Raw genomic sequence first — 24,179 nt, forward strand, 5'->3', positions numbered from 1 at the left:
CCGTGGTGTCCGTTCAACGGGCACCACGCTGGCTCCTGAGGAAGGCCATGGACCTGCATCTGCGCGACGCTGAAGTGAGTTGGCACCGTCACTGGCTCTCCCGCGACACCGCCGACACCCTCCAGCGCACGCTCCGCGACGACGTCCCATGGGAGGTGCACACGATCCGGATGTTCGGCCGCCAGGTCGATTCCCCGCGCCTGAGCTGCTGGATGGGCGACCCGGCCGCGCGCTACCGCTATTCCGGTACCGAGTTCGTGCCGCAGCCCTGGCATCCGGCGCTGCTGCCGCTGCGCGATCAGCTGGCGGCCTGCTGTGGCCATGCGTTCAACAGCGTGCTGCTCAACCGCTACCGCGATGGCGATGATGGGATGGGCTGGCACAGCGACAACGAGCCCGAACTGGGGCCGGCACCGGTGATCGCGTCATTGAGTCTGGGCGCGGCGCGGCGGTTCCTGCTGCGGCGCCGGGACGACCATGCGAAGAAGGCCGAGGTCCTGCTGGACCATGGCGATCTGCTGGTGATGGGCGGGCAGACCCAGCGCCATTACCAGCATTCGCTGCCGAAGAGCGCCCGGCCGCTGGCCGAGCGCCTGAATCTCACGTTCCGCTGGATCAACGCACCCGGGCAGGGGTGACCGCGCTGCGGGCGTGATCCTGCTCGCCGGTCACCAGCGTCCAGCCCACCACGTTCGTGGTCAGTGTCTGCAGCCCCTGTTCCAGCGCGGCGGTGACCTGGGCGACGTCGGTGCTGCCGACCGGGTTTTCCTGGCGGAAGGTGCGGTCGGCGACCACGCGCTGGTCGATCACGTGGATCAGCTTGGCGTTGACTTCGATCAGCGCGGTCGGCGTAGCCTGGCCGCGGTAGTCGGCTTCGAAGCGGCGCACGTCCATGGCCAGTTTGTAGTCGGCCCGGATGCCGGTGGTGACCCGGGCCACCCCGTTGATGCGACCGGAATCCTCGAAACCGCGCACCAGCGCGTCATCGAGCATGTCGGTGGCCGGCTGGGCCCAGCTCACGCCCTTGTAGACCTCCAGTTCGGAGGGAGTCGGGCGCACGTTGATGCGCGGGCTGTCGACCACGCGCGCGGCGCTGGGCTTGACCAGCACCAGCTGCCAATCGACGGTCGGCCAGCTCGGGTCGGCCTGGATGCGGACCACGGGCGAATAGATGGTCACCGCGCTGCGCTCGTTGCTGCCCAGCAGCGAGCAGCCGCCAAGCGCGGCGATCAGGGCGATCGGCAGCAGGGGCCGGAACAAGGTCGGGCGGCTCATTTGGGTTCGAACTCCTTGGGTGCGTCGCGGCCGAGCAGATAACGTGCCGGGTTGTTGTCCAGGCGGTCGCTGACCCGGCGCAGGTCGCGGATCAGGCCGCGCAGCTCGGTCAGGGTCGGGCCGAGCTGGGCCAGGCCATCGTTGGCGAAGCTGTTGATCGCGGCGCGGTTCTCGCCAAGGATCGAGTCGGCGTTGCCGGCGGCGGAGTCCAGCTTGCTCAGCGTGGTTTCCAGTTTGTCCAGGATCGGTGGCAGCTGCTGCACCAGATTCTTGTCCAGGCGCTGGATGGTGCCGTTGGTGCTCTTGAGGGTGACGTCCAGGCTGCGTGCGGCATCGCGCGCGCTGAGCAGCAGCGCCTGGGTGCCCTGGTCACGGTCGGCCAGGCCGCCGCTGATGGTTTCCAGGTTGGCCAGGGTCGCGTTGATGCTGGCCACGTTGCGGTCGCTCAGCACCTGGTCCATGCGCTCGACGATGCGGTTGGCCACGTCGGTGATGTTCTGCAGCGCCGACGGCGTGGTCGGGATGATCGGGGCAGGGTCCTTGTTGACCGCGGTCAGCGCGGCGGACTGCGGGGTGCCGCCACTTAGCTGGATGATCGACGGACCGGTCAGGCTGGTGATCGCCAGCTTGGCGCGGGTGTCGGTCTTGACCGGCGTATTGGAGTTCAGGCGGATCCGCGCGACCACCTGGCGCGGATCATCCGGGACCAGGTTCAACTCGGTGATCGAGCCGACCGCGATGCCGTTGTACTGCACCGGGCTGCCCACCGACAGGCCGGTGACGGCCTCGCGGAACACCACGCGGTATTCCGTCCAGGTGCGGTCGGAGGAGTACTTGGCGGCCCACAGGCCGAAGGCCAGCAGCGCCAGTCCCACCACCAGGGTGAAGGCGCCGATCAGGACGTAATTGGCTTTGGTTTCCATGGCTTACTCGCTCTCGTGCTTTGCATCGCGCGCAGCACGCGCGCGCGGTCCGTGGAAGTACTCCTGGATCCACGGGTGGTCCAGTTGTTCGATCTCGTGCAGCGGGGCGTTGGCGATGACCTTCTTGTCGGCCAGCACCGCCACCCGGTCACAGATCGCATACAGGGTGTCCAGATCGTGTGTGATCAGGAAGACAGTGAGGCCCAGCGCTTCCTGCAGGGTCTTGATGAGGCGGTCGAACGCGGCCGCGCCGATCGGGTCCAGCCCGGCCGTGGGCTCGTCCAGGAACAGCAGCGGCGGGTCCAAGGCCAGCGCGCGGGCCAGGCCGGCGCGCTTGCGCATGCCGCCGGACAGCTGCGAGGGCAGCTTGTTGATCGCATCGGCGGGCAGGCCGGCCAGCTTCACCTTGAGCAGGGCCAGTTCGTAATGCCAGCGCTCGGGCAGCTCGCCGTGATGTTCCTTCAACGGCACCTGCACGTTCTCGCCCACGGTCAGCGAGGAGAACAGCGCACCATCCTGGAACAGCACGCCGGTATTGCGTTCGATATGCAGGCGGTTGGCCGGGTCGCTGGAGCGGGCATCGACGCCGAGCACCTCGATCTGACCATCGTCAGGCGTGCGCAGGCCGAGGATGCTGCGCATCAACACCGATTTGCCGGTGCCCGAGCCGCCGACCACGCCGAGGATCTCGCCGCGACGCACATCCAGGTCCAGCCCGTCGTGTACCACCTGCGCACCGAAACGGTTGGTCAGCCCGCGCACGCGGATCAGCAATTCGCCGTCATCGCTGGCGGCAGCGTCGCGGTCAGGGGCCGGCGCGGTGTCGGTGATCATCGGTTACCAGCCCATCTTCATGAACCACAGCGCGGCGAACGCGTCGAGGATGATCACCAGCGAAATGGCCTGCACCACGCTGGAGGTGGTGCGCTCGCCGACCGACTGCGCGGTGCCTTCCACCTTCAGGCCTTCCAGGCAGCCGATCAGGCCGATCACCAGCGCGAACACCGGCGCCTTGGACAGGCCCACCAGCATGTTGCGCACTTCCATGGTGTCGTGCATCCGCGCGATATACATCTGCGGCGGGATATCCAGATCGAACGCACCCACGGTGATGCCACCGGCCAGGCCGGCGACCATCGCGATGAAGGTCAGCAGCGGCAGGGTGATCAGCAGGGCGATCAGCCGCGGCAGCACCAGCAGATCGACCGGGTCCAGGCCCAGCGTCTTCATCGCGTCGATTTCTTCGCGCGCCTTCATCGCACCGATCTGCGCGGTGAACGCACTGGCGGTGCGGCCGGCCAGCACGATCGCGGTCAACAACACGGCGAACTCGCGCAGGAAGGCGATGCTGACCAGTTCGACCACGTAGATCTCGGCGCCGAAGTCGCGCAGGATCGTGGAGCCGAGGAAGGCGATCACCGCACCCACCAGATACGACAGCAGTGCCACCAGCGGCACCGCATCCAGGCCGACCTGTTCCATCTGGGCGACGGTGGCGGTGAGCCGGAAACGGCGCGGTTCCTTGATCAGGCGCGCGCCCTTGACCAGGTTCTCGCCGAGGAAGCTGGCCAGCGCCACGATGTTGTGGCCCATGCCGTGCACGCTGACACCCAGCCGTTCCAGTGCGGCCAGCACGCCGAAGTCGCGCTTGGCCTTGGGCCGGTCGTCGGCGACTTCCTCGATGGTGGAGACCAGCGCACGATGCTCCTCGCGGAACGTCACCGCGTCCTCGCCGAGATCGGCGCGGTGGGCCACGCGCAGCAGCTGCAGCACGCCGGCCGAGTCGAGCAGGGTGATCCCGCTGGCGTCCAGACCGGTCACCTTCTCAGGAAGGCCGCGCAGCACCTCGGCCGCGTCCAGCGCGGTGCGTAAAGTCCAATGACCAGACAACCGGATCAGACCGGGGTCTTGGGCATCCTGCTCGAGATGGGGGGCTTGGTCTGAGGTCATGTAGGCGTCCTGCGCGCAGCATAACCTGTCCGGGTGCATGGCTCGCGTATGCGCCGGACCGGGCTGAACGCGTTGCTCGGCAACACCGGGGGCGTCATGCCGCGATGCGATGCCACCGGGATTTTTCAGGCCGGGGCGTGTTCGGGTAATACTACGGCGCATGTCTGCCGACGCCCCCACCATCGTTGCACCACCGGCCACCTACGCACAGCGCGTGGCCTTCGTTTCGGAAATGGCCGGGCGCCTGCACAGCTATGGCACTACCGCGCAGCGGCTGGAAGCCGCCGTGGTCGCGCTGGCGCAGCGGCTGGACCTGGATTGCGAGCCGTGGTCGAACCCGACCGGCCTGATCCTGAGTTTCAGCGACCCGACCAAGGCGATCGGTTCGTCGGACATCACCCGCGTGATCCGGCTGGCGCCGGGCGAGAACGACCTGCATAAACTCAGCATCGCCGACCAGATCACCGATGCGGTGGCCAACGGCACCATGAGCATCGCGCAGGGGCACACCGCGCTGCGCCAGCTGGACAAGGATCCCGGCCGCTGGGGCAAGATCCGCACCATTCTTTCCTACAGCCTGGGCGCAGCGGGCGTGGCCGGCCTGTGGAAACTGCCGTGGCTGGATATCGCCACCGCCGGCGTGATCGGTCTGCTGATCGGCGTCATGGGCATGTATACCGACCGCCGCCCGGCCACGCGCGAGGCCAACGAAGCGTTGGCGGCCCTGCTCGCCGGCTCGGTGGCGACGCTGGTGGCCTCCTTCATCGGGGCGCTCAACCTCAACACGGTGATCATCGCCTCGCTGGTGGTGCTGCTGCCCGGGATGTCGCTGACCAATGCGGTCAATGAGCTGGCCAGCCAGCACTGGGTCTCCGGCACGGCGCGGTTTGCCGGTGCGGTGACCACGATCCTGAAACTGACGGTGGGCGCGGTGATCGCGGTGACCCTGTCCGGCATCGTCGGGCTGGAACCGCTGGTGCGCGCCTCGCGACCGCAGGCCGATTGGGTCGAGTGGGGCGCGCTGCTGCTGGCCGCGTTCGCGTTCGCGATGTTGTTCAAGGCCAACCGCCGCGATTTCCCCTGGGTGATGGCGGCGGCCGTCGCCGGCTATGCGATCTCCAAGTTCGCGGGCCAGGCCTGGGGCATCCCGGCCGGTATTTTCATGTCGGCGATGCTGCTGACCGCCGCCGGCAATCTGTTTGGCCGGCTGGCGCAGCGCCCGGGCGCGATCATCCGCTTGCCCGGCATCATCATGCTCGTGCCCGGCAGTACCAGCCTGCGCGGCGTGCTGACGCTGGTCCAGCAGCAGGACATGAGCGCCGGCCAGACCGTGCTGATGACCGTGCTCAACGTGGTGATGGCGCTGGTGGCCGGCCTGCTGTTCGGCAATCTGCTGATCCCGGCGCGCAAGAATCTTTGACCCTCCCGGTCATCGCGCGCGCCATGAACGGGTACGAAAACGCCGGCGCGAGGCCGGCGTTTTCATGTGCAGCAGTGACTGACCGGCTTACTTCTTGATCAGGAACTCTTCAACCTTCTTGCCCTTGGCAGTATGCGCAGCCAGCCAGCGCGGCTGCTTGCCACGGCCGGTCCAGGTTTCCTTCGGGTTGGCCGGGTTGCGATACTTCGGAGCGACCTTGCCGAGCTTGCGCACGGCCTTGGCCGGGGCCTTGGTGGCCTTGCTCGCGGCACGGCCACGTGCGGCCGGGGCGGCGCCGCCGAACAGTTCTTCCACCGAATAGCCCTGGGCCTTGGCCAGCTTGGTCAGCTGTGCGCGGACCTTGGTGATCGCCGGACGCTTGGCCACGATGGTCTGCTGCTTCTTGGCGTTCTTGATCAGCGCGCCCAGCTCTTTGGCGGACAGGCCGCTCAGGTCGATACTCATCTACTACTCCGCAATATATTAAGGACAGGGTGAGCCGGTCCTTGGCGTCGGAAACAGCATACATTCTCTTTTGCGAAATACACAAACAAACCGGAGTTATTGAAACCGGGTCCGCCATTGAAAAGGCCGGGTTATTCACCCGGCCTTTGTCATTACTTCGTCAATTTTGCCAGCAGCGCGTCCTTGTCGAGGACCTCCGCTTCGGCGGCACTGCGAGCGCGGTACTCGAACGTGCCGGCGGCGACGCCGCGTTCGGACACCACGATCCGGTGCGGGACACCGATCAGTTCCATGTCGGCGAACATCGCGCCCGGGCGCAGGCCGCGGTCATCCAGCGCCACATCCAGGCCGGCGGCCTGCAGCTGCGCAAGCAGCTCGGTGGCGGTGGACGACACGGTCTCGTCCTGCTTCGGATTGATCATGCAGACCACGACCTGCCACGGCGCCATCGCGTCCGGCCAGATAATGCCGGCATCGTCGTGATTCTGTTCGATCGCCGCCGCCACGATGCGCGAAATGCCGATGCCGTAGCAGCCCATCGCCAACACCGCAGCCTTGCCGTTTTCGTCAAGCACGGTCGCATTCAACGCCTGCGCATACTGGCGGCCGAGCTGGAACACATGGCCGACTTCGATGCCGCGCGCGATCTTGAGTTCACCGCCATCGGCGGCACGATCACCGGCCTTGGCGTTGCGGATGTCCGCCACTTCCGGTTCGGGCAGGTCGCGGCCCCAGTTGACGCCGGCGATATGGGCACCGGCTTCGTTGGCACCGATGACGAAATCGGCCAGCGCGGCGACGTCGCGGTCGGCCACGATGCGGATCGGCTGGGCCGGATTGAGCGGGCCGAGGAAGCCCGGCTCGCTGCCCAGATGCGTGGCGATCTCCGCCTCGCTGGCCATGCGGTAGCCCTGCAGACCCTCGACCTTGCCCAGCTTGATTTCATTGACGTCGTGATCGCCGCGCACCAGCGCCAGCACGAAGCCGGCCTCGCTCATGATCGCGACCGACTTGACGGTGCGCTCCAGGCCCAGGCCGAGCAGGGCGGCGACGGCTTCGCAGGTCTTCTGCGTGGGCGTATCGATCCTGCGCAGCGCTTCGCTGGCGGCCGGGCGCTCGCCCGGGGCCGCGGCGATGGCCGCTTCCATGTTGGCCGCGTAATCCGAGCCGGTGGAAAACACCAGCGCATCTTCGCCCGACTCGGCGATCACGTGGAATTCCTGCGAGGCGTCGCCACCGATCGCGCCCGAGTCGGCCTGCACCATGCGGAAATCCAGGCCCAGGCGGGTGAAGATGCGGCTGTAGGCCGACTTCATGTTCTCGTATTCGCGCACCAGGCACGCATCGTGCAGGTGGAAGGAATAGGCATCCTTCATCAGGAATTCGCGCGAGCGCATCACGCCGAAGCGCGGGCGGATCTCATCGCGGAACTTGGTCTGGATCTGGAAGAAATTGACCGGCAGCTGCTTGTAGCTGGACAGCTCCTGGCGCGCGAAGTCAGCGGCAGCCTCTTCCGCGGTCGGGCTGTAGCAGAACACCTGCTCCTTGCGATCCTTGAGCTTCAGCAGCTGCGGGCCGAACTTTTCCCAGCGGCCGGTGGCTTCCCACAGTTCCTTGGGCTGGATGGTCGGAATCTGGAATTCCACCGCGCCGGCCCGCTCCATTTCCTCACGCACGATGCGCTCGACCTTGCGCAGCACGCGCAGGCCCAGCGGCGACCAGGTGTACAGCCCCGAGGCCAGCTTGCGGATCATGCCCGCGCGCAGCATCAAGCGGTGGCTGGTCAGCTCCGCGTCGCTGGGGGTTTCCTTGGTGGTGTGCAGGTGGAACTGGGAGAGGCGCATCGTCGGCTTCGCTGAACGGCAGAAGCCGATATTCTGCCAGTCCGGCCGCCGCGATGGGTGTTGCGGTTGGTTTTGGCCGCCTCGACGGGGCCGGTGGCTCAGGCCTTGGGGGTGCAGTAGGCCTGGATGGCGGCCTCGGCCAGGGTCTTCTGGGCGCTGCGCTGCTCGTCGGTCAGGGCGGTATCGGCCGTGCCGTCGCCATCGGCATCCTGCATGACCTTGCCCGGCCCGTTGAGCAGGGTGAGATTGCCGCGGGCGTCGGTGCAGGCCTTGTTCTCGGCCGGGGCGGCGGCGGTCTCGCGCGGGAGCGGGTCCCGGTTCTCGACCTGGCGGGCCTCGTACTTCTGCCCGGCCGGTGGCTTCTCCGAATACTGGGTGACGCCGTTGGCATCTTTCCACTTGTAGACAGTGCCGGCGCTGGCCGTGGCGCTGGCGAGCAGCAGCAGGCCGCTCAGACGGGACAGGGCACGCATGGCAACTCCGGGAACGGGGCAGAACCGTGATTGCAGCACCCCGGGCCGGTGCTGGCAAGCTAAACTGGCCGCATGGATCAGATGAAACCCCCGCCGCGCTCGCGCAGCATTTACCTGCTGCCCAACCTGTTCACCACCGCAGGCCTGTTCGCCGGCTTCTACGCGATCATCGCCGCGGCCAACGGCGACTTCGTGAATGCCGCGGTCGCGGTGTTTGTCGCAGCGGTCATGGACGGCCTGGACGGCCGCGTGGCCCGCCTGACCGGCACCAGCAGCGAATTCGGCGTGCAGTACGACTCGCTGGCCGATCTGGTCAGCTTCGGCATGGCCCCGGCCCTGGTGATGTACCACTGGTCGCTGTCCTGGCTGAAGTTCGACGACCCGGTGATGGGCCGCGTCGGCTGGGCGGTCGCCTTCCTGTATGCCGCCTGCGCCGCGCTGCGCCTGGCCCGTTTCAATACCCAGGTCAGCGTGGTCGATAAACGCTGGTTCATCGGCCTGGCCAGCCCGGCCGCCGCGGGCCTGATGATGTCCTTCGTCTGGGCCTTCGCCGATGGCAACCTCGGCTGGGACGGCAACCAGCTGCGCTATGTCGCGCTGGGCGTGACCCTGGTGGCGGCGCTGCTGATGGTGAGCCGGATTCGCTTCTGGAGCTTCAAGGGCAGTGGCGAGAAAGGACCGCGCGCCGATCGCGTGCCGTTCCTGGCGCTGGCCCTGGTGCCGATCGCCATCGCGATCATGGTCATCGATCTGCCGCGCGTGCTGTTCGCGGTAGGCGTGGTGTATGCCTTGTCCGGCCCGTGCTACTGGGCGTGGCAGCGCACCCGCAAGACGGTCGAGCCGAACGCGTGAGCGGGCAGGCGCTGCCGCCATTGTGGTCGCCGGCGCAGCAGTCCTGGCTGCAGGCGATGGGCTATACGGTGTTCGTCGACGGCAGTGTCGAGCCGGAGGCCGCTGCCGTACCTGATGTGCAGCTCAGCGCGGCGCCGCTCGCAGAGTCGTCCGTGCCCGTGCGCCAGTCGCGGCCGGCACCGGCGGTGGATGCGCCCGCACCGGTGCGCCGAAGCGCGCCGCGCACGGTCGAAGAAGGCGCGCCGCCGCCCGTTCCGGCGGCCACGCCGGCACGCGCAGGCGGAGGCCGCCGCGCCGCGGTGCGGATGCCCGATCGCCTGCAGATCGCCCTGCTACGCGCCTCCGGCTGCAACCCGGCCGAGCCGGACACCCAGGTCTTGATGGCCAGCTGGAACCTGGATGAACTGCGCAGCAGCGCCGCCGCCAAGCGCGCGTTGTGGCCGCAGCTGCGCGCCCTGCGCAAACGGGGCCGGTCGTGAGTGCGGTGAGCTCGCCGCGGCCGTTGTCGCTGCGCGCGCTGCGCGAAAGCGACCTCAATGCGGTGATGGCCATCGAGGTGCGCGGTTACCCGTACCCGTGGACCCGCGGCATCTTCCAGGACTGCCTGCGTGCCGGTTATCCCGGCCTGGCGATGGAAGAGGACGGCCTGCTGATGGGCTACGGCCTGCTCAGCATCGCCGCCGATGAAGCCCATATCCTCAACATCTGTGTGGACCCGCTGTGCCAGTCCCGTGGCCACGGCCGCTACCTGCTGCGCGCGCTGGTGAAGCTGGCACGCGACCATGGCGCGCACCGCGTGTTCCTGGAAGTGCGCCCGTCCAATACCTCGGCCGTGGCGCTGTACCACAGCGAAGGGTTCAATGAGATCGGCCGCCGGCCGCGCTATTACCCCGCCCGCGACGGGCGCGAGGATGCGCTGGTGATGGCGATCGAGCTGGTCGACGACGACATCCAGGTGATGCCGCCGCTCTGACGTCCCGATGTAGAGCCACCCCATGGGTGGCTGCTGTTCGATCCGGCCCGTACGGGGTGTGGCTGTCGGAGACAGGCGCAGCCACCCATGGGGTGGCTCTACGTGATCCGCAGCACCACTGCCCCGAGCACGATCAGGCCGGCGGCGATCCAGCGCTGGCGGGTGACCCGTTCGTGCAGGATCCAGGCCGAGATCAGGATGCCGAACAGGATCGAGGTTTCGCGCAGCGCGGCGATCATCGCAACCGGCGCCACGGTCATGGCCCACAGCGCCAGGCCGTAGGAGATCAGTGTCCCGAACCCGCCCACGATGCCGTAGGCCCAGTTGCGGCGGGCATAGTCACGCAGCGCGCCGGCGCGGGTGCACAGCGCCCACAGGGGCAGGGGCAGGCCGGAGAGCAGGAACAGCCACAGGGTGTAACTCACCGCGGCGCCCGAGTGGCGCGCGCCCCAGGCATCGACCAAGGTGTAGGTGGCGATGACGCCGGCATTGAGCAACGGCAGCCACAGATGCTGGCGCGAGGTGCCGCGGGTCATGCACAGGATGCCCAGGCAGATCAGCGCGATTCCGCTCCACGCGATCCACGCCAGGCGCTCGCCCAGAAACAGCGTGCTGATCAGCGCCACCAGGATCGGCGCGCAGCCGCGCATCAGCGGGTAGGACGCGCTCATGTCGGTCAATTGGTAGGTACGTGCGACGAGGACGTAATACCCGACCTGGAGCAGGGTCGAGGTCGCCAGCCATGGCCAGCTCTGCGCGGCGGGTGTGGGCATGAACGGCAGCGCGATCGCGGCGATCACCGCCGCCGAGCCGGTGACCAGGATCGTGGTCAGCAGCGTGTCGGTGCCGCGTTTGACGATCGCGTTCCAGCTGGCATGCAGCAGGGCGGCGAACAGCACGATGCAGAAGAGGGACAGCGACATCGTGTCGGCGGTCATTCAATCCGTGGACGAACCCGCATCATGCCGCAGATGGGCAGCCATCGGGCCCGTAACCGCGCGGGCGGGCCCTACCTACGTTATCGGCCCAGGGTAGAGCCACCCCATGGGTGGCTGCACGCCATCCCGCCCCGGAAGGCAGCCACGCATGGCGTGGCTCTACCCTGGCCCCGCAGAAGCAGCCACGCATGGCGTGGCTCTACCCTGGCCCCGCAGAAGCAGCCACGCATGGCGTGGCTCTACCCGTGCGCTTACAGCTTCGCGCGCTGCGAGCGCAGGCCATCCAGCTGGGCGGTCCATTCGACCAGGCGCACGCGCTCCTGCTCGACCACGGCCGCGGGCACCTTGTCGGTGAACTTGGCCAGCTTGGTCTCGCTCTTTTCCTTCTCCGATTCCACCCGGGCGATTTCCTTGTCCAGGCGCGCGCGTTCGGCGCCCAGATCGACCAGGCCCTCCAGCGGCACCAGCAGGGTGAGATCGCCCACGATCGCAGCGGCGGCCGGCGGCGTGTCGCTGCCGTTGGCCAGCCATTCGATGCGCTCCAGCTTGAGCAGGAACGACAGCGACGAGGTGAAACGGGTCATGCGCGCGCGGTCGTCGTCGTTGCCACCCTGCAGCAGCAGCGGCACCAGCTTGGACGGCGGCACGTTCAACTCGCTGCGCACGCGGCGCAGCGCGTTGACCATCGACTTCAGCCATTCCACGTCGGCTTCGGCGCGGGCGAAATCACCCGCGAACTCCTCGGCGGTCGGGTACGGACGCAGCGAGATGGTGTCGTCGGTGATGCCCAGGCGCGGGGCGACCTGGCGCCACAGCTGCTCGGTGACGAACGGGGTCAGCGGGTGCAGCAGGCGCAGCAGCGCTTCGAGCACGTACAGCAGGGTGTGGCGGGTGCTGTTGGCATCGTCGGCGTCGGCACCGTTGAGGGCCGGCTTGGTCAGTTCCAGGAACCAATCGCAGAACTCGTTCCAGGCGAATTCGTACAGGCACTGCGCCAGCAGATCGAAGCGGTAGTTGGCGTAATGCGTCTGCGCTTCGGCCGAGACCGCGGCCAGGCGCGCCAGAATCCAGCGCTCGGCATCGGTACGCGGCTGCGGCACGCCGGTGAAGCTGCTGCCCTCGGTGTTCATCAGGGTGAAGCGGCTGGCGTTCCACAGCTTGTTGCAGAAGTTCTTGTAGCCCTCGGCGCGGTTCATGTCGAACTTGATATCGCGGCCGTGGGTGGCCAGCGCGGCGATGGTGAAACGCAGCGCATCGGCACCGTGGGCGATGATGCCCTCGGGGAATTCGCGGCGGGTCGCCTTCTCGATCTTCGGCGCGTCCTTGGGCTTCATCAGGCCGGTGGTGCGCTTGGCGACCAGGTCCTCGATGGAGATGCCATCGATGATGTCCAGCGGGTCGAGCACGTTGCCCTTGGACTTGGACATCTTCTGGCCCTGCGCATCGCGGATCAGACCGGTGATGTAGACGTCCTTGAACGGAATCTTCCCGGTGAAGCTGTCGGTGGCCATGATCATGCGGGCCACCCAGAAGAAGATGATGTCGAACCCGGTGATCAGCACCGACGACGGCAGGTAGCGCTCGAAACCGCGCGCGTCCATCGCCTGCTCGTTCGGCCAGCCCAGGGTGGAGAACGGCCACAGCTGCGAGGAGAACCAGGTCTCCAGCACGTCGCTGTCCTGGTGCAGGGCGAGGTCGGCAGCGAGGTTGTTCTTCGCGCGGGCCTCGGCTTCATCACGGCCGACATAGCAGTTGCCCGCGTCGTCGAACCACGCCGGAATGCGGTGGCCCCACCACAGCTGGCGGCTGATGCACCAATCCTGGATGTTCTCCATCCAGTGGCGGTAGGTGTTGATCCAGTTGGCCGGCACGAACTGGATGCTGCCGTTCTCGACCAGCTCCAGGCCACGCTTGGCCAGCACGTCCATCTTCACGAACCACTGGTCGGTGAGGTACGGCTCGATCACCTGCTGGGTACGATCACCGCGCGGCACCTGCAGCTTGTGCGCCTTGGTCTCGACCAGGATGCCGAGGTCTTCCAGCTCGGCCAGGATCACCTTGCGCGCTTCGTAACGGTCCAGCCCGCGGTACTTCTCCGGGGCGTTGTCGTTGATCGCCGCTTCCGGGGTGAACAGGTTGATCATCGGCAGGTCGTGGCGCAGGCCGACCTGGTAATCGTTGAAATCGTGCGCGGGGGTGACCTTGACCACGCCGGTACCGAACTCGCGGTCGACGTAATCATCGGCGATCACCGGGATCTCGCGGTCGGTCAGCGGCAGCTTGACCATTTTGCCGATCAGGTGCGCGTAACGCTCATCCTCCGGGTGGACCATCACCGCGGTGTCGCCCAGCATGGTTTCCGGGCGGGTGGTGGCCACGGTCAGGGTGCCGCTGCCGTCGGCCAGCGGGTAGCTGATCGACCACAGGAAGCCGTCTTCCTCCACGCTCTCCACTTCCAGATCGGAGATGGCGGTCTTCAGCACCGGATCCCAGTTGACCAGGCGCTGGCCACGGTAGATCAGGCCCTGCTCGTGCCAGCGCACGAAGGCCTCGACCACCGCTTCGGACGGCTGCGGGTCCATGGTGAAGGTGCTGCGCGACCAGTCGCTGGAGGTGCCCAGGCGGCGCATCTGGCGCTCGATGGTGTCACCGGACTGCGCCTTCCACTCCCACACCTTCTCGATGAAGCCGTCGCGGCCGAGCGAATCGCGGGTCTCGCCGGTGTTGGCCAGGGCCAGGTTGCGCGACACCACCATCTCGGTGGCGATGCCGGCGTGGTCGGTACCCACCTGCCACAACGTGTCGTAGCCGCGCATGCGGTGGTAGCGCACCAGCGCATCCATCAGGGTCTGCTGGAAGGCATGGCCCATGTGCAGCGTGCCGGTCACGTTCGGCGGCGGCAGCAGGATGGTGTACGGCTCGCCCTTGCCGGACGGCTTGAAATGGCCGGCCTTCTCCCACGCGTCGTACAGCGCGGTTTCAAAGGTTTTCGGGTCGTAGCTGGAGGCGAGTTGGGTCATGCGGGAACCAGGATCGAATACGGAAGGTGGGGGTGCCGGAAGCTCAGCGCCCGAAGGCGCGGCGGATCTTCTGGTCGGTATGGAACTGTGAGACCGCGTAGGCGGCCCAGATCGCGGCGGGCAGCCAGCCAGACAAGGACAGCCGACTGACAGTCGGCTCTACCTTCGAGACGTTGAGGATGCCTGTGATCGGGCGGCCGATGGTGAAGAAGGCGAACCAGGGAAAGATCAGGGCGATCAACAGGCGCATCAAGGGTCTCCGGGGGCGGCGGCGACCGGACGGGCGCCGCGCGGGTTACATGTCGTACTTGTTCAGGTCAAAGCCCAGCGCCTTGTACTGGCGCCAGCGCTCGCGCAGCGGTTCGCGCGCTTCGGGGTCGGCCGGTACCACTTCCAGCACGCGGTCGCAGGCTGCCAGATAGGGATCGTCGCGCAGGTTGATCACCAGCGGCCGGGCCGGGGCCTCGGTGCCGGGCACGGCGATCAGCACCAGCGCCTCTTCCTCGTCCATGTCTTCGCCGGCGATCTGGTGCGGGATGTAGGCATCGTTGTCGAACGCCCACAGCAGCTCGTCCAGCTCTTCGGCCTGGGCCTGGTCGCGTGCCAACACCAGGGTGAACAGCCCGGCGTCATTGGCCTTGCGGGCCAGTTCGCAGACCAGGCGCAATGGCTCGGTCAGGAAGCGGGGCTTGGCGATCAGGTAGAAATCAGCACGGGACATGGCAGGGCCTGGAGCGGAGGGAGAACCCGGCGCCAGGCCGGGCGGGACCGCGGCCACCCGCAGGCGGCCGCGATCGGGCAGGGCATCAGGCGCGGGCGACCTGGTCCAGCAGCCACTGGCTCAGCAGGCCGACCGGGCGGCCGGTGGCCATGCCGCGCTTGCCTTCGTCGCTGGCCACGCCGGCGATGTCCAGATGGGCCCAGCGCTGGCCTTCGGCGAAGCGCGACAGGAAACAGCCCGCGGTGATCGCACCGGCCCAGCGGCCGCCGATGTTGTAGATATCGGCGAAGCTGGAATCCAGCATCGGCTGGTACTCGTCCCACAGCGGCAGGCGCCAGGCGCGGTCGAACACATGCTCACCGGCGGCCAGCAGCTCGTTGGCCAGGTCGTCGTGCTTGGTCATCAGGCCGGCGGTCTGGTGGCCCAGCGCGACCAGGCAGGCACCGGTCAGGGTGGCCACGTCGATCAGCGCGGCCGGCTCGAAGCGCTGCGCGTAGGTCAGGGCGTCGCACAGGATCAGGCGGCCTTCGGCGTCGGTGTTGCCCACTTCGATGGTCTTGCCCGACATCGAGGTGATCACGTCCGAGGGGCGGTAGGCATTGCCGTCGATGGCGTTTTCCACCGCCGGCACCACCACCACCAGGTTCAGCGGCAGCTTGGCCGTGACGGCCGCGACGAAGGTGCCGATGACGTTGGCGCCACCGCACATGTCGTACTTCATCTCTTCGATGCCGCCCTGGGTCTTCAGGTTGACGCCACCGGTATCGAAGGTGATGCCCTTGCCGACCAGCACGTAGGGCTTGGCGTCGCCGCCGTTGTTCCACTTCAGCACGACCAGGTGCGGGCGGTTGGCCGAGCCACGGGCCACAGCCAGCAGCGAGCCCATGCCCAGCGCTTCCATCTGCTGTTCGTCCAGCACCTCCGCTTCGGCGCCTTCATGCGCCTGCGCGAACGCGACCGAGGACTCGGCCAGGTAGGCCGGGGTGCAGACGTTCGGCGGCAGGTTGCCCAGCTCGCGGGCGTACTGCACGCCGGCGGCGATGGCCTGGCCCTGGGCCAGCGCCTGGGTGTCGGTGCCGGCGATGGCCAGCGTGGTCAGGCCCGGCTCGTCGGCCTTCTTCTTGCCCAGCGTGGCGCTGTAGCGGTAGGCGGCGTGGTCGGCGGTGATGATGGCCTGGCGGATGTTCCAGGCGGCATCGCGGCCCTTGACCTCGATCTCGGTCAGGGTGAACAGCGCGTGGTGGTTGACCCCGCTCTTCAGGGCGCGGCTGGCATCGCCGACCGCCTTGAGGTACTGCGGCACGCCGAATTTGGCCGGTTCGCCCAGCCCGACCACCAGCACGCGTGCGGCGGTGACGCCGGGCAGATCGTGCAGCAGGGTCGTGTTACCGGTCTTGCCGCCCACGTCGCCGCGGGCGATCAGGGCCGACAGGCGGCCACCGGACGCGGTGTCCAGGGCCTGTGCCGCCGGGCTCAGGGTCTGGTCGGCATAGGCGCCGACGATGACGCAATCGCACTCGGCCGAGGCCGGTGCTGCGTGGTTCAGGGTGAATTCCAGGGCCATTGATCAGATTCCGTTGGCAAATCCGTACAATCGCGAGCTGTTTACGTCCCGTCAGTAGACTGGGCAGCACCGCGAACGAATCCGAGAGTTTAAACCACCGCCCCATGTCGAAGCTCGATCGCTATCTCCTGCGTGATTTCGTCCAGAGTTTCCTGGCCACCCTGATCGTGTTGCTGGTGGTGAGCGTCGGTGGTGTCCTGGTGGACATCCTCGGCAACATCGCCGACGGCCGCCTGCCTGCCCGCCTGCTGTTCTCACAGCTGGGCCTGCAGTTCATCGTCTATATGCCGCTGATCCTGCCGCTGGCGCTGATGCTGGGCCTGCTGCTGGCCACGGCCCGGCTCTACCGGGACTCGGAAATGGCGGTCATCACCGCCATCGGCGTCGGCCCCAAGCGCCTGCTGCGCCCCCTGCTGATGCTGGTGGTGCCGGTGGTCGGCCTGATCGGGCTGTGCTCGCTGTGGCTGGGCCCCTGGGCCGACCGCACCGGCGAGACAATGATCGACGAGGCCAACCGCAGCGTGGTCATGGCGGGCCTGGAGGCGGGCAAGTTCACCTCCCTGCCCAATGGCGGCGTGGTTTACCTGTCTTCGGTCTCCCCGGACGGCACCCAGCTGGGCAAGGTCTTCCTGCAGCGCCAGAAGGAGGACCGCATCGAAGTGATCTCCGCCGATCACGGCCGGATGTACTTCGAGGGCGCCAAGCAACGCTATCTGGAGCTGGATGACGGCCACCAGGTGGAAGGCCCGGCCAACGGTGCGCTGGACTACAAGCTGATGACCTTCGCCCGCAACGACGTGGCCATGCCTGACGGCGCCGAGACCCGCAAGGACGACGACCCCGAACTGCTGCGCACCACCCAGCTGTTCGGCGATGAGCGCCCCGAGGCCCAGGCGCAGCTGCACTCGCGCATCGCCCCGCCGCTGATCGCGCTGGCCTTCGCCCTGATGACCCTGCCGCTGGCCCGCAGCTCGCCGCGCCAGCAGCGCTACGGCCGGATGATGCTGGCCTTCCTGGCCTATATGGTGGGCATGAACCTGATGTTCATCGGCACCCGCTGGATCGCCGATGGCAAGATTCCCGCCGTGGCGGGCCTGTGGTGGCTGACGCTGCCGTTGCTGGCCCTCGCCCTGTGGATGTATTTCCGCGACGGCAAACTGTCGCGTCCCCGGAGGACCGCATGAACGTGTTGCGCCCCATGCGGTTTGATCTGTACCTGGGCCGCGCCGTGTTCGGCACTGTCCTGCTGACCTGGGCGGTGCTGGTCGGCCTGGACGTGGTGATGGCCTTCTCCGGCGAGTTCAAGGACGTCGGCAAGGGCAGCTACACCCTCGGTCACGCGGCCGCCTGGGTGCTCTACACCGTGCCCCGCCGCGCCTATACCTTCTTCCCGACCGCCGCCGTGATCGGCGCGCTGATGGGCCTGGGCCAGCTGGCTGCCACCTCCGAACTCACTGCACTGCGCGCGCTGGGCCTGTCGCGCAAGCGGCTGAGCGTCTCGGTGGCGATCGCGCTGTCGCTGATGACCGCGGTGATGGTGTTCAGCGGCGAAACGCTGGGCCCGTGGGGCCAGAGCAAGGCCGACGACATCAAGATCAGCGCCAAGTGGGGCAGCAGCCTGAGCGCGGCCCGCTATTCGGGCGTGTGGGCGCGCGAAGGCGACACCTTCCTCAACGCCCAGAGCGGCGACGAGCAGTTGCAGGCCGGCGGGGGCACGCGGCTGATCCTGCACGATGTGCGCCTGTACAAGATCGCCGACGACGGCCGCCTGGCCTCGCTGACCTACGCCACCACCGCCGAACATGGCGCCGATGGCTGGGTATTGAACAAGGTCCGCCGCGACACGTTCGGTGAGCGTTCGGCAACGCGGGAGACGGCCGAATCCGAGCCGTGGAATTCACGCCTGGATGCGGCGGCGCTGGCCAGTGGTATCTCCAAGCCACGCAATCTGACGGCGATGGATCTGCGTACCAGCATCGAGTACCGCAAGCGCAATGGGTTGGATGCGCGCGATTACGAGGATGTGTACTGGAGCCGTTGGTTCTATCCGATCAATGTGTTGGCGTTGTGCCTGGCGGCGGTGCCGTTCGCGTTCGGTTCGCTGCGCAGTGGCGGTATGGGCAAGCGGTTGTTCCTGGGCATTCTGTTCGCGCTGGGCTTCTGGTTGTTGCAGTTGTTCTTCGGGCGCATGGCCGGTGCGTTGAAGTTCGATTACCGGATTGCGTATGCGTTGCCGCCGATCGTGATGATGGTGGTGTCCGGGTTGTTGTTCCGACGGAAGTCGGGCTGATTTTTCAGCTCAAACGCCAGACGCCAAAGTCCAGAACCGAAGCCGAAGCCGAAGCCGAAGCCGAAGCGGCCACCATGTGCTCTCGAGCTAGGCGCGACGGGCTCGCCATTCCGGGACCCGCCGCAAGTACGTCCATGTAGGCTCGTGTGCTGCCATCCATGGCAGCACACGGTCCCGGCCTGGCAATCCCGTCGCGCCTCCGACAGTGTTCTGGTGGGGGTAGGGAGAGCAGGAGCAGCCGGGCATGGCCCGGCTCTACCGTTCTGACGGGTTGGCGAAGTGACGCTGTTCGTATTGAATCTTGGCGACTGAGCGACTGAGCGACTGAGCGACTGAGCAATTGATCGACGAAGGCTTGATCGATTCAGCGAAGGTACGACTTCGCTATGAAGATTGCGCTCCTTACGCGTCTTGATCGCGAGAGCCGGTACTGAGTGCGAAACGTCGGTCACGCAACAAATCCGCCTTGATCAACCGCACTTCGCAATCTGTCAATGCGGAGAGGCGCAGCCCATTTCAGGGCCGTAGTGCGCCATGGATGGCGCACTACGAGCTTACATGGGTGAGGGCGGATCGCTTGCGAGGCACTGCCTCGCATCCGACCGAACGCACAGCCGCCAGCGGCTGGGCCGGGCCGCGGAGCGGGACTTGCAGCGGGCCCAGAAATGGGTTGCGCCTCTCCGCAAACGCACAGAAAACAGAGGCGCTGCTTTCAGCGCTGTTCTGGAAGGCTTTAGAGCGTCAGTGCGTCAGTGCGTCAGCGCGTCAGTACTTCGGCAGCCGCACAACCCGCGTCCCGCTGGCCCGGTCATGCCAGGTCAACCGCTGCCGATCCACCAGCGCCCACCAGAACCCCAGGCCGGCCGTCAGCACCGACAGGGACCCCACCGCATACCGCAGCCACAACTGCCTGCGCGTCGGCCCCGTGCCGTCCAGCGACACCACCCGCAACCGCCACGGCCGCATCCCCAGCGTCTGCCCGCCGCGGCGCCAACTCATCGTCGCGTACAGGCCTGTCACGACCCAGCAGCATGCCCACAACGCCCACTGCCACGCGCTGAACGGGGCGATGTTCTCCCGCGCTGCGTGACCGCTGATCGTGTAGACCGCCACGAACACCGCCCCCAGCAGCATCCACAGCGCCAGGGCGGGGAAGAAGTCGTACAACAGTGACAACAGCCGCCACAGCAGCAACGATGCAGGGCGATCAGCAGCGGGGGACGACAGCGCGGTATCGGTCATGACCCGGAGCATACCCGGCCCGCTGCCCGCGTTCGATGGCCCACGCACGGCCTGCTCCGTATGCTGTGCGCATGTCCGATGCCACCACCCCCGCACTGCGCCGCCAGCTCATCCAGCACCTGCCCGAGCTGCGCGACGATGACAACGTCCGCATCCAGCGCTTCCTCGACACGGCCTGGGCCGAACACGGCCTCGCGCGTGCCAGTCTGGACAGCTACCGGCGCGATCTGGAAGGTCTCGCGCGCTGGCGTGATGGCGCGGCCGGCGGGCTGGCCGGTCTCGATCGCGCCGGGCTGTTCGACTACCTGGCCTGGCGCTCCCGCCATGGCTGGTCGCCGCGCAGCAATGCCCGCCTGCTTTCCGCGCTGCGGGCCTTCTTCGCCGATGCGGTCCGCCGCGGCGAGCGCAGCGATGACCCCAGTGCGTTGCTCGATCCGCCGAAGCTGCCGCGGCTGCTGCCCAAGGCGCTGGCCGAAAGCCAGATCGATGCGCTGTTGGCCAGTCCCGACATCGAGACGCCGCTCGGGCTGCGCGACCGCGCCATGCTGGAGTTGATGTATGCCGCGGGCCTGCGCGTCAGCGAACTGGTCAACCTGCCGGCCAATGCCGTGAATCTGCGCCAAGGTGTGCTGCGCGTGACCGGCAAGGGCAGCAAGGAACGGCTGGTTCCGCTGGGGGAAGAATCCCAGCACTGGCTCGAACGTTATCTGGCCGAATCGCGCCCGCAGCTCACCGGCAAGCGCAACGTGCCGACGCCACAGGACGGCGCTGTGCCGATGTTTTTGGAGCCCTCCCTGCATCCCTTGAGCCGCCAGCAGTTCTGGGGGCTGGTGAAGAAGTACGCGGTGCTGGCCGGGATCGACCCCGCCCGGATCAGTCCCCATGGCCTGCGCCACAGCTTCGCCACCCACCTGCTCAACCGGGGCGCCGATCTGCGCGCCCTGCAGATGCTGCTCGGCCACAGTTCGCTGTCCACCACCCAGATTTACACGCTGGTGGCCCGCGAGCACCTGCAGAAGCTGCACGCCAAGCACCACCCGCGCGGCTGAGGCGGGGCCAAACGCGGCCGCGCCTCACCGTTCCACTGCGGTCCAGCTGCGTGAGCAGGCAGCTGTGCGAGAATCCAGCCTGACCTCTTACACCGGAATGCTCGATGCTCCGTGTTGCCATTGCGGCGCTCTTCGGCGCGCTCAGCCTGTCTGCCTGCGCGCAGCAACCGTCCGCTCCGGCGGCCAAGACCACTGCCGCCACCCCGGCCGCTGCCGGTGATGCCGACCAGCGCGTGCGCACCGCGCTGCAGCAGCTGGACCCCACCTTCAAGCCTGATTTCATCGGGGCCGCGCCGTTTGCCGGTTTCCGCGAGGTGCTGGTCGGAGGCCAGGTGCTGTACGTCTCTGATGACGGCCGCTACCTGATGCAGTCCCAGCCGTACGACATCCAGAACAAGGCGCCGGTCAGCAGCCAGGGCCTGCTCAGCTACCGCCGCAAGCTGCTCGATGGCGTGCCGCACAACGAGCGCATCGTGTTTGCCGCGCCGAATGCCAAGTACACCGTCAGCGTCTTCACCGACATCGAGTGCGGCTACTGCCGCAAGCTGCACCAGGACATCGCCGAGCTCAACCGCAACGGCATCACCGTGGAATACCTGGCCTTCCCGCGCATGGGCCTGGGCAGCCAGGACTACACCGACATGATCTCGGTCTGGTGCGCTGCCGACCGCAAGCAGGCCCTGACCGCCGCCAAGACCGGCAAGGCCGTCACCCCGAAGAACTGCACCAATCCGGTGGCCATGCAGTACAAGCTCGGCCAGCAGATGGGCGTCAACGGCACTCCGGCGATCTTCGCCGCCGATGGCACCCAGCTCGGTGGCTACCTGCCGCCGGCGCAGCTCAAGGCCGCGCTGGAGCGCGTCTCGGCAGGCGGCAGCCGCTGAAGACAGAACGCCCCGGCCAGGCCGGGGCGTTTTCGTTGTTGCGATCAACGCGGCGCGTCCCTGCGGGATCAGCGAGGCAGCGCCCCGTGTCAGGCGGGCTTACTTCAAGCCGTCACTGATCGCCTTGGTCAGGGTGCCCTGCGCATCATCGCCGCTGAACTCCCAGAAGAATGCACCGCCCAGGCCCTGTGCTTTCACATAGCCCATCTTCTCGGTGACCATCGCGGGCGTATCCAGACTCCAGAACGTGGTGCCGTTGGAGATCCACGTGGCCTTGGCGACGTTGTCGGTGTACACCGGCCAGTTGAGGGTCTTCAGCACCTTCCAATCTTCGATACCGGCTTCGTACGTGCCCGGTGCCGCGCCGCTGGCGCTCTTGTAGAGCCCATTGTTGCCGCTGGCCACGCCGGTCCAGCCACGCCCGTAGTAGCCGATGCCCAGGTTCAACTTGCTGGCCGGTACCCCGCGGCTGAGGAAGGCTTCCATCGCATCGTTGCTGTTGTAGAGCTTCTGGTCGCCGGTGGAGGGATCAGCCGGTGAATCGAACAGGGCCGAGTGATGGTTGGTCTGCGGATCCCATGCGCCGTGGAAGTCGTAGGTCATCACGTTGATGAAATCCAGGTACGGGTGGTAGCTGGCCGGATCGGTCACCCGGATCTTGTCCACGCCCGCGCCCACGGCCACCGTCAGCAGCAGGCCGGGCCGCACCGCATCAAGCTGGCGGCGGAATTCGGCCAGCAGCGCGGTGAAGTTGGCGTTGTCGGCCGGCGTCCCGCAGCTCAGCCCGCACGCCACCGGGTACTCCCAGTCGATGTCGATGCCGTCGAACACGCCGAGCGCCGCACCCGCACCGCCCGCACCATCGGCCACCGGCAGGTTGCCTTTGATGTAGGCGTCGATGCACGAGGCCACGAACGCCTGCCGGTTGGCCGGCTGCGCCGCGCTGGAGAAGCCGCGCGACCAGGTCCAGCCGCCCAGCGAGATCAGCACTTTCACGTTCGGGTGTTTGGCTTTGAGCTGCTTGAGCTGGTTCCAGTTGCCACGCAGTGGCTGGTCCCAGGTGTCGCCCGTGCCGCTCACGCTGTCGCCGGCCGCGAAGGATTTGCCGTAATCGGCGTAGGCATCGCCGCCCACGCCGGTGTTCGGGTCGGAGGCCTGGGTCACGCCGACTTCGCAGCGGTTGTTGCGCACGTTGCCGAAGGCGTAATTGATGTGGGTCAGCTTCGCCGCCGAGCCGCTGGTGTCGATGTTCTTGACCTGGTAATTGCGGCCGTAGATGCCCCACTGGGTGAAGTAGCCGATCACCCGCTTGGCGCCCCCCCCGCCGCCACCGGCGGCCGTGGTTACGCTGATCGAGCCGCTCTGCGCCGAGGCGTTGCCGGCGTTGTCGCGTGCCCGCACCGTGTAGGTATAGGCCGTGCTCGCGGCCAGGCCGCCATCGGTGTACTGGGTGGCACTGGGCGAGCCGACCAGGCTGCCGTTGCGGTACACGTCGTAGCCGGCCACGCCGCTGCCGCCGCTGTTGTCGGTGGCCGCGTTCCAGGCCAGGTTCACCGTCGTGGCGGTCCTGGACGGGGACGCCAGTCCGCCCGGAACGCTGGGTGGCGTGGTGTCGTTGCTGGCCGCGGTGACGGTCACATTGACGGTGGCCGAAGAGGTCACGGCGTTGTTGTTGTCGGTCGCCACGGCTTTGAAGGTGTGGCTGCCGGCCGAGGCATTGCTCCAGACCACGCTGTAGGGGGCGCTGGTGTCGATGCCCAGCGAGGTGCCGCCGCGGAAGAACTCGACCTTGCTGATGCTGCCATCGGTATCGCTGGCATTGGCGCTCACCGTGATGCTGCTGCCGGCGGTGAAGCTGGCCCCGGCGGCGGGCGAGGTCAGCGCGACGCTGGGCAGCTGGTTGCTGCCGCTGCCATCGCAGGCACCGAGGTTGGTGTAGTAGGGCGCACCGGCCGGGTGGTCGGGTGGGGCGTTCCAGATGTCCTGGTTGGCGCGGTACAGCACGCCGCCTTTCTGCAGGGTCTGGCCGGCCAGATAGATGGCCGCGCCATTCCATTCGGGCGCCCCGGTACAGTTCGCGGCCTGCACCAGCGTGGGCGTGCCGGCGGCAGCGGCCAAGGCCAGCGCCAGCAACCAGCGCCGTCGGCGCGGACGCAGGGCGGGGGAGGAAAACGATGTCACTGCACGGCGCGCAATCGGGTCTGGCATGGTCGGTCTCCGATCAGGTGGGCGCATGCCGCCGGGATGGCGGCATGCGTGCAGCAGGTCCGGGCGCCGGTGAGAGAGGCCGGCAACG

Annotated in this window: 22 protein-coding genes and 1 pseudogene; 9 read left to right on the forward strand and 14 right to left on the reverse strand. The window is 67.3% G+C overall.

Features of this window, described 5'->3' with window-relative positions:
- Positions 1-47: 47 nt before the first annotated feature.
- On the forward strand, positions 48-638 hold the full coding sequence (locus ABE483_RS07000) for an alpha-ketoglutarate-dependent dioxygenase AlkB (RefSeq protein WP_346466146.1): 591 nt from the start codon (positions 48-50) through the stop codon (positions 636-638).
- Here the strand turns inward: ABE483_RS07000 and ABE483_RS07005 are convergent.
- The 4 genes from ABE483_RS07005 to ABE483_RS07020 are packed head-to-tail and all read right to left on the reverse strand — an operon-like array spanning position 616 to position 4,148.
- Positions 616-1,275: an ABC-type transport auxiliary lipoprotein family protein gene (locus ABE483_RS07005; RefSeq protein ID WP_284128394.1), complete on the reverse strand. Its 660-nt coding sequence runs from the start codon at positions 1,273-1,275 to the stop codon at positions 616-618. The two genes, ABE483_RS07000 and ABE483_RS07005, sit on opposite strands and share 23 nt — an antisense overlap.
- Complete coding sequence (locus tag ABE483_RS07010) at positions 1,272-2,198, reverse strand: MlaD family protein (protein ID WP_121042588.1); 927 nt, start codon at positions 2,196-2,198, stop codon at positions 1,272-1,274. Before ABE483_RS07010 ends, ABE483_RS07005 begins: the two co-directional genes overlap by 4 nt.
- A 3-nt stretch (positions 2,199-2,201) precedes the next feature.
- Complete coding sequence (locus ABE483_RS07015; RefSeq protein WP_346462893.1) at positions 2,202-3,032, reverse strand: ABC transporter ATP-binding protein; 831 nt, start codon at positions 3,030-3,032, stop codon at positions 2,202-2,204.
- A 3-nt stretch (positions 3,033-3,035) separates the two neighbouring features.
- Positions 3,036-4,148: an ABC transporter permease gene (locus ABE483_RS07020; RefSeq protein WP_070426576.1), complete on the reverse strand. Its 1,113-nt coding sequence runs from the start codon at positions 4,146-4,148 to the stop codon at positions 3,036-3,038.
- Between the two features lie 160 nt (positions 4,149-4,308).
- Between ABE483_RS07020 and ABE483_RS07025 the strand changes: the two genes are divergently transcribed.
- Positions 4,309-5,568 carry a threonine/serine exporter family protein gene (locus tag ABE483_RS07025; RefSeq protein WP_088432072.1) on the forward strand — a complete coding sequence of 420 codons (1,260 nt, stop codon included), beginning with the start codon at positions 4,309-4,311 and terminating at the stop codon, positions 5,566-5,568.
- Positions 5,569-5,658: 90 nt separating this feature from the next.
- On the opposite strand, the pseudogene ABE483_RS07030 reads toward ABE483_RS07025, so the two are convergent.
- From ABE483_RS07030 to ABE483_RS07040, 3 genes and pseudogenes are all read right to left on the reverse strand, one after another.
- Positions 5,659-6,033 (reverse strand): annotated as a pseudogene (locus ABE483_RS07030) (H-NS histone family protein); the annotation flags it as partial.
- 152 nt (positions 6,034-6,185) lie between these two features.
- Entirely contained in the window at positions 6,186-7,877 is a 1,692-nt protein-coding gene (locus tag ABE483_RS07035; protein ID WP_346481406.1) for a proline--tRNA ligase, read from the reverse strand.
- 98 nt (positions 7,878-7,975) lie between these two features.
- Positions 7,976-8,350, reverse strand: coding sequence for a DUF4124 domain-containing protein (locus ABE483_RS07040; protein WP_284128390.1), 375 nt, complete (start codon positions 8,348-8,350; stop codon positions 7,976-7,978).
- Between the two features lie 72 nt (positions 8,351-8,422).
- Between ABE483_RS07040 and pssA the strand changes: the two genes are divergently transcribed.
- From pssA to rimI, 3 genes are read left to right on the forward strand one after another with little or no spacing between them, the layout of a single operon-like run.
- Entirely contained in the window at positions 8,423-9,202 is a 780-nt protein-coding gene (gene pssA, locus ABE483_RS07045) for a CDP-diacylglycerol--serine O-phosphatidyltransferase (protein ID WP_284128389.1), read from the forward strand.
- On the forward strand, positions 9,199-9,681 hold the full coding sequence (locus tag ABE483_RS07050) for a hypothetical protein (RefSeq protein WP_284128388.1): 483 nt from the start codon (positions 9,199-9,201) through the stop codon (positions 9,679-9,681). The genes pssA and ABE483_RS07050 overlap by 4 nt, the downstream gene beginning before the upstream one ends.
- Positions 9,678-10,175 (forward strand): ribosomal protein S18-alanine N-acetyltransferase, encoded by a 498-nt coding sequence (rimI, locus tag ABE483_RS07055; RefSeq protein WP_121042847.1) that lies wholly within the window; start codon positions 9,678-9,680, stop codon positions 10,173-10,175. Before ABE483_RS07050 ends, rimI begins: the two co-directional genes overlap by 4 nt.
- Positions 10,176-10,273: 98 nt before the next feature.
- Here rimI and ABE483_RS07060 read toward each other — a convergent pair whose 3' ends face one another.
- The 5 genes from ABE483_RS07060 to ABE483_RS07080 all read right to left on the reverse strand — a co-directional run bounded on the left by ABE483_RS07060 (position 10,274) and on the right by ABE483_RS07080 (position 16,418).
- On the reverse strand, positions 10,274-11,098 hold the full coding sequence (locus ABE483_RS07060) for a DMT family transporter (protein ID WP_284128387.1): 825 nt from the start codon (positions 11,096-11,098) through the stop codon (positions 10,274-10,276).
- A 266-nt stretch (positions 11,099-11,364) separates the two neighbouring features.
- The gene (locus ABE483_RS07065; protein ID WP_346481407.1) at positions 11,365-14,133 is read right to left on the reverse strand and encodes a valine--tRNA ligase; all 2,769 of its coding nucleotides are present in this window, start codon (positions 14,131-14,133) and stop codon (positions 11,365-11,367) included.
- Positions 14,134-14,176: 43 nt separating this feature from the next.
- Positions 14,177-14,383, reverse strand: a complete 207-nt coding sequence (locus ABE483_RS07070; protein WP_313209222.1) for a YqaE/Pmp3 family membrane protein — start codon at positions 14,381-14,383, stop codon at positions 14,177-14,179.
- A 45-nt stretch (positions 14,384-14,428) separates the two neighbouring features.
- Positions 14,429-14,854 carry a DNA polymerase III subunit chi gene (locus tag ABE483_RS07075; RefSeq protein ID WP_019182556.1) on the reverse strand — a complete coding sequence of 142 codons (426 nt, stop codon included), beginning with the start codon at positions 14,852-14,854 and terminating at the stop codon, positions 14,429-14,431.
- 85 nt (positions 14,855-14,939) lie between these two features.
- Positions 14,940-16,418: a leucyl aminopeptidase gene (locus tag ABE483_RS07080; protein ID WP_313220012.1), complete on the reverse strand. Its 1,479-nt coding sequence runs from the start codon at positions 16,416-16,418 to the stop codon at positions 14,940-14,942.
- Between the two features lie 104 nt (positions 16,419-16,522).
- On the opposite strand from ABE483_RS07080, the gene lptF reads away from it, so the two are divergent.
- Both lptF and lptG read left to right on the forward strand, forming a co-directional pair.
- Positions 16,523-17,602 (forward strand): LPS export ABC transporter permease LptF, encoded by a 1,080-nt coding sequence (lptF, locus tag ABE483_RS07085; RefSeq protein WP_313209225.1) that lies wholly within the window; start codon positions 16,523-16,525, stop codon positions 17,600-17,602.
- On the forward strand, positions 17,599-18,708 hold the full coding sequence (gene lptG / locus ABE483_RS07090) for an LPS export ABC transporter permease LptG (protein ID WP_313209226.1): 1,110 nt from the start codon (positions 17,599-17,601) through the stop codon (positions 18,706-18,708). Before lptF ends, lptG begins: the two co-directional genes overlap by 4 nt.
- A 765-nt stretch (positions 18,709-19,473) precedes the next feature.
- Here lptG and ABE483_RS07095 read toward each other — a convergent pair.
- Positions 19,474-19,950 (reverse strand): RDD family protein, encoded by a 477-nt coding sequence (locus tag ABE483_RS07095; RefSeq protein ID WP_346481408.1) that lies wholly within the window; start codon positions 19,948-19,950, stop codon positions 19,474-19,476.
- A gap of 71 nt (positions 19,951-20,021) precedes the next feature.
- Between ABE483_RS07095 and xerD the strand changes: the two genes are divergently transcribed.
- A complete protein-coding gene (gene xerD / locus ABE483_RS07100) occupies positions 20,022-20,999 on the forward strand; it encodes a site-specific tyrosine recombinase XerD (RefSeq protein ID WP_346466150.1) in 978 nt (325 codons plus the stop codon).
- Between the two features lie 104 nt (positions 21,000-21,103).
- A complete protein-coding gene (locus ABE483_RS07105) occupies positions 21,104-21,883 on the forward strand; it encodes a thioredoxin fold domain-containing protein (RefSeq protein ID WP_313209232.1) in 780 nt (259 codons plus the stop codon).
- Between the two features lie 99 nt (positions 21,884-21,982).
- Here ABE483_RS07105 and ABE483_RS07110 read toward each other — a convergent pair whose 3' ends face one another.
- Positions 21,983-24,091 carry a glycosyl hydrolase family 18 protein gene (locus tag ABE483_RS07110; RefSeq protein WP_346481409.1) on the reverse strand — a complete coding sequence of 703 codons (2,109 nt, stop codon included), beginning with the start codon at positions 24,089-24,091 and terminating at the stop codon, positions 21,983-21,985.
- Positions 24,092-24,179 lie beyond the last annotated feature (88 nt).

Origin of the sequence: Stenotrophomonas sp. TWI602 (assembly GCF_039674045.1) — a bacterium.
Classification (GTDB): domain Bacteria; phylum Pseudomonadota; class Gammaproteobacteria; order Xanthomonadales; family Xanthomonadaceae; genus Stenotrophomonas.

Coding starts and splice junctions, on each gene's coding strand:
- lptF (WP_313209225.1), top strand. CDS start 16,523: ATGTCGAAGCTCGATCGCTATCTCCTGCGTGATTTCGTCCAGAGTTTC.
- ABE483_RS07005 (WP_284128394.1), bottom strand. CDS start 1,275: ATGAGCCGCCCGACCTTGTTCCGGCCCCTGCTGCCGATCGCCCTGATC.
- ABE483_RS07060 (WP_284128387.1), bottom strand. CDS start 11,098: ATGTCGCTGTCCCTCTTCTGCATCGTGCTGTTCGCCGCCCTGCTGCAT.
- ABE483_RS07070 (WP_313209222.1), bottom strand. CDS start 14,383: ATGCGCCTGTTGATCGCCCTGATCTTTCCCTGGTTCGCCTTCTTCACC.
- ABE483_RS07075 (WP_019182556.1), bottom strand. CDS start 14,854: ATGTCCCGTGCTGATTTCTACCTGATCGCCAAGCCCCGCTTCCTGACC.
- ABE483_RS07000 (WP_346466146.1), top strand. CDS start 48: ATGGACCTGCATCTGCGCGACGCTGAAGTGAGTTGGCACCGTCACTGG.
- ABE483_RS07095 (WP_346481408.1), bottom strand. CDS start 19,950: ATGACCGATACCGCGCTGTCGTCCCCCGCTGCTGATCGCCCTGCATCG.
- ABE483_RS07010 (WP_121042588.1), bottom strand. CDS start 2,198: ATGGAAACCAAAGCCAATTACGTCCTGATCGGCGCCTTCACCCTGGTG.
- ABE483_RS07025 (WP_088432072.1), top strand. CDS start 4,309: ATGTCTGCCGACGCCCCCACCATCGTTGCACCACCGGCCACCTACGCA.
- ABE483_RS07035 (WP_346481406.1), bottom strand. CDS start 7,877: ATGCGCCTCTCCCAGTTCCACCTGCACACCACCAAGGAAACCCCCAGC.
- ABE483_RS07020 (WP_070426576.1), bottom strand. CDS start 4,148: ATGACCTCAGACCAAGCCCCCCATCTCGAGCAGGATGCCCAAGACCCC.
- ABE483_RS07065 (WP_346481407.1), bottom strand. CDS start 14,133: ATGACCCAACTCGCCTCCAGCTACGACCCGAAAACCTTTGAAACCGCG.
- xerD (WP_346466150.1), top strand. CDS start 20,022: ATGTCCGATGCCACCACCCCCGCACTGCGCCGCCAGCTCATCCAGCAC.
- ABE483_RS07110 (WP_346481409.1), bottom strand. CDS start 24,091: ATGCCAGACCCGATTGCGCGCCGTGCAGTGACATCGTTTTCCTCCCCC.
- ABE483_RS07105 (WP_313209232.1), top strand. CDS start 21,104: ATGCTCCGTGTTGCCATTGCGGCGCTCTTCGGCGCGCTCAGCCTGTCT.
- lptG (WP_313209226.1), top strand. CDS start 17,599: ATGAACGTGTTGCGCCCCATGCGGTTTGATCTGTACCTGGGCCGCGCC.
- pssA (WP_284128389.1), top strand. CDS start 8,423: ATGGATCAGATGAAACCCCCGCCGCGCTCGCGCAGCATTTACCTGCTG.
- ABE483_RS07080 (WP_313220012.1), bottom strand. CDS start 16,418: ATGGCCCTGGAATTCACCCTGAACCACGCAGCACCGGCCTCGGCCGAG.
- ABE483_RS07015 (WP_346462893.1), bottom strand. CDS start 3,032: ATGATCACCGACACCGCGCCGGCCCCTGACCGCGACGCTGCCGCCAGC.
- ABE483_RS07040 (WP_284128390.1), bottom strand. CDS start 8,350: ATGCGTGCCCTGTCCCGTCTGAGCGGCCTGCTGCTGCTCGCCAGCGCC.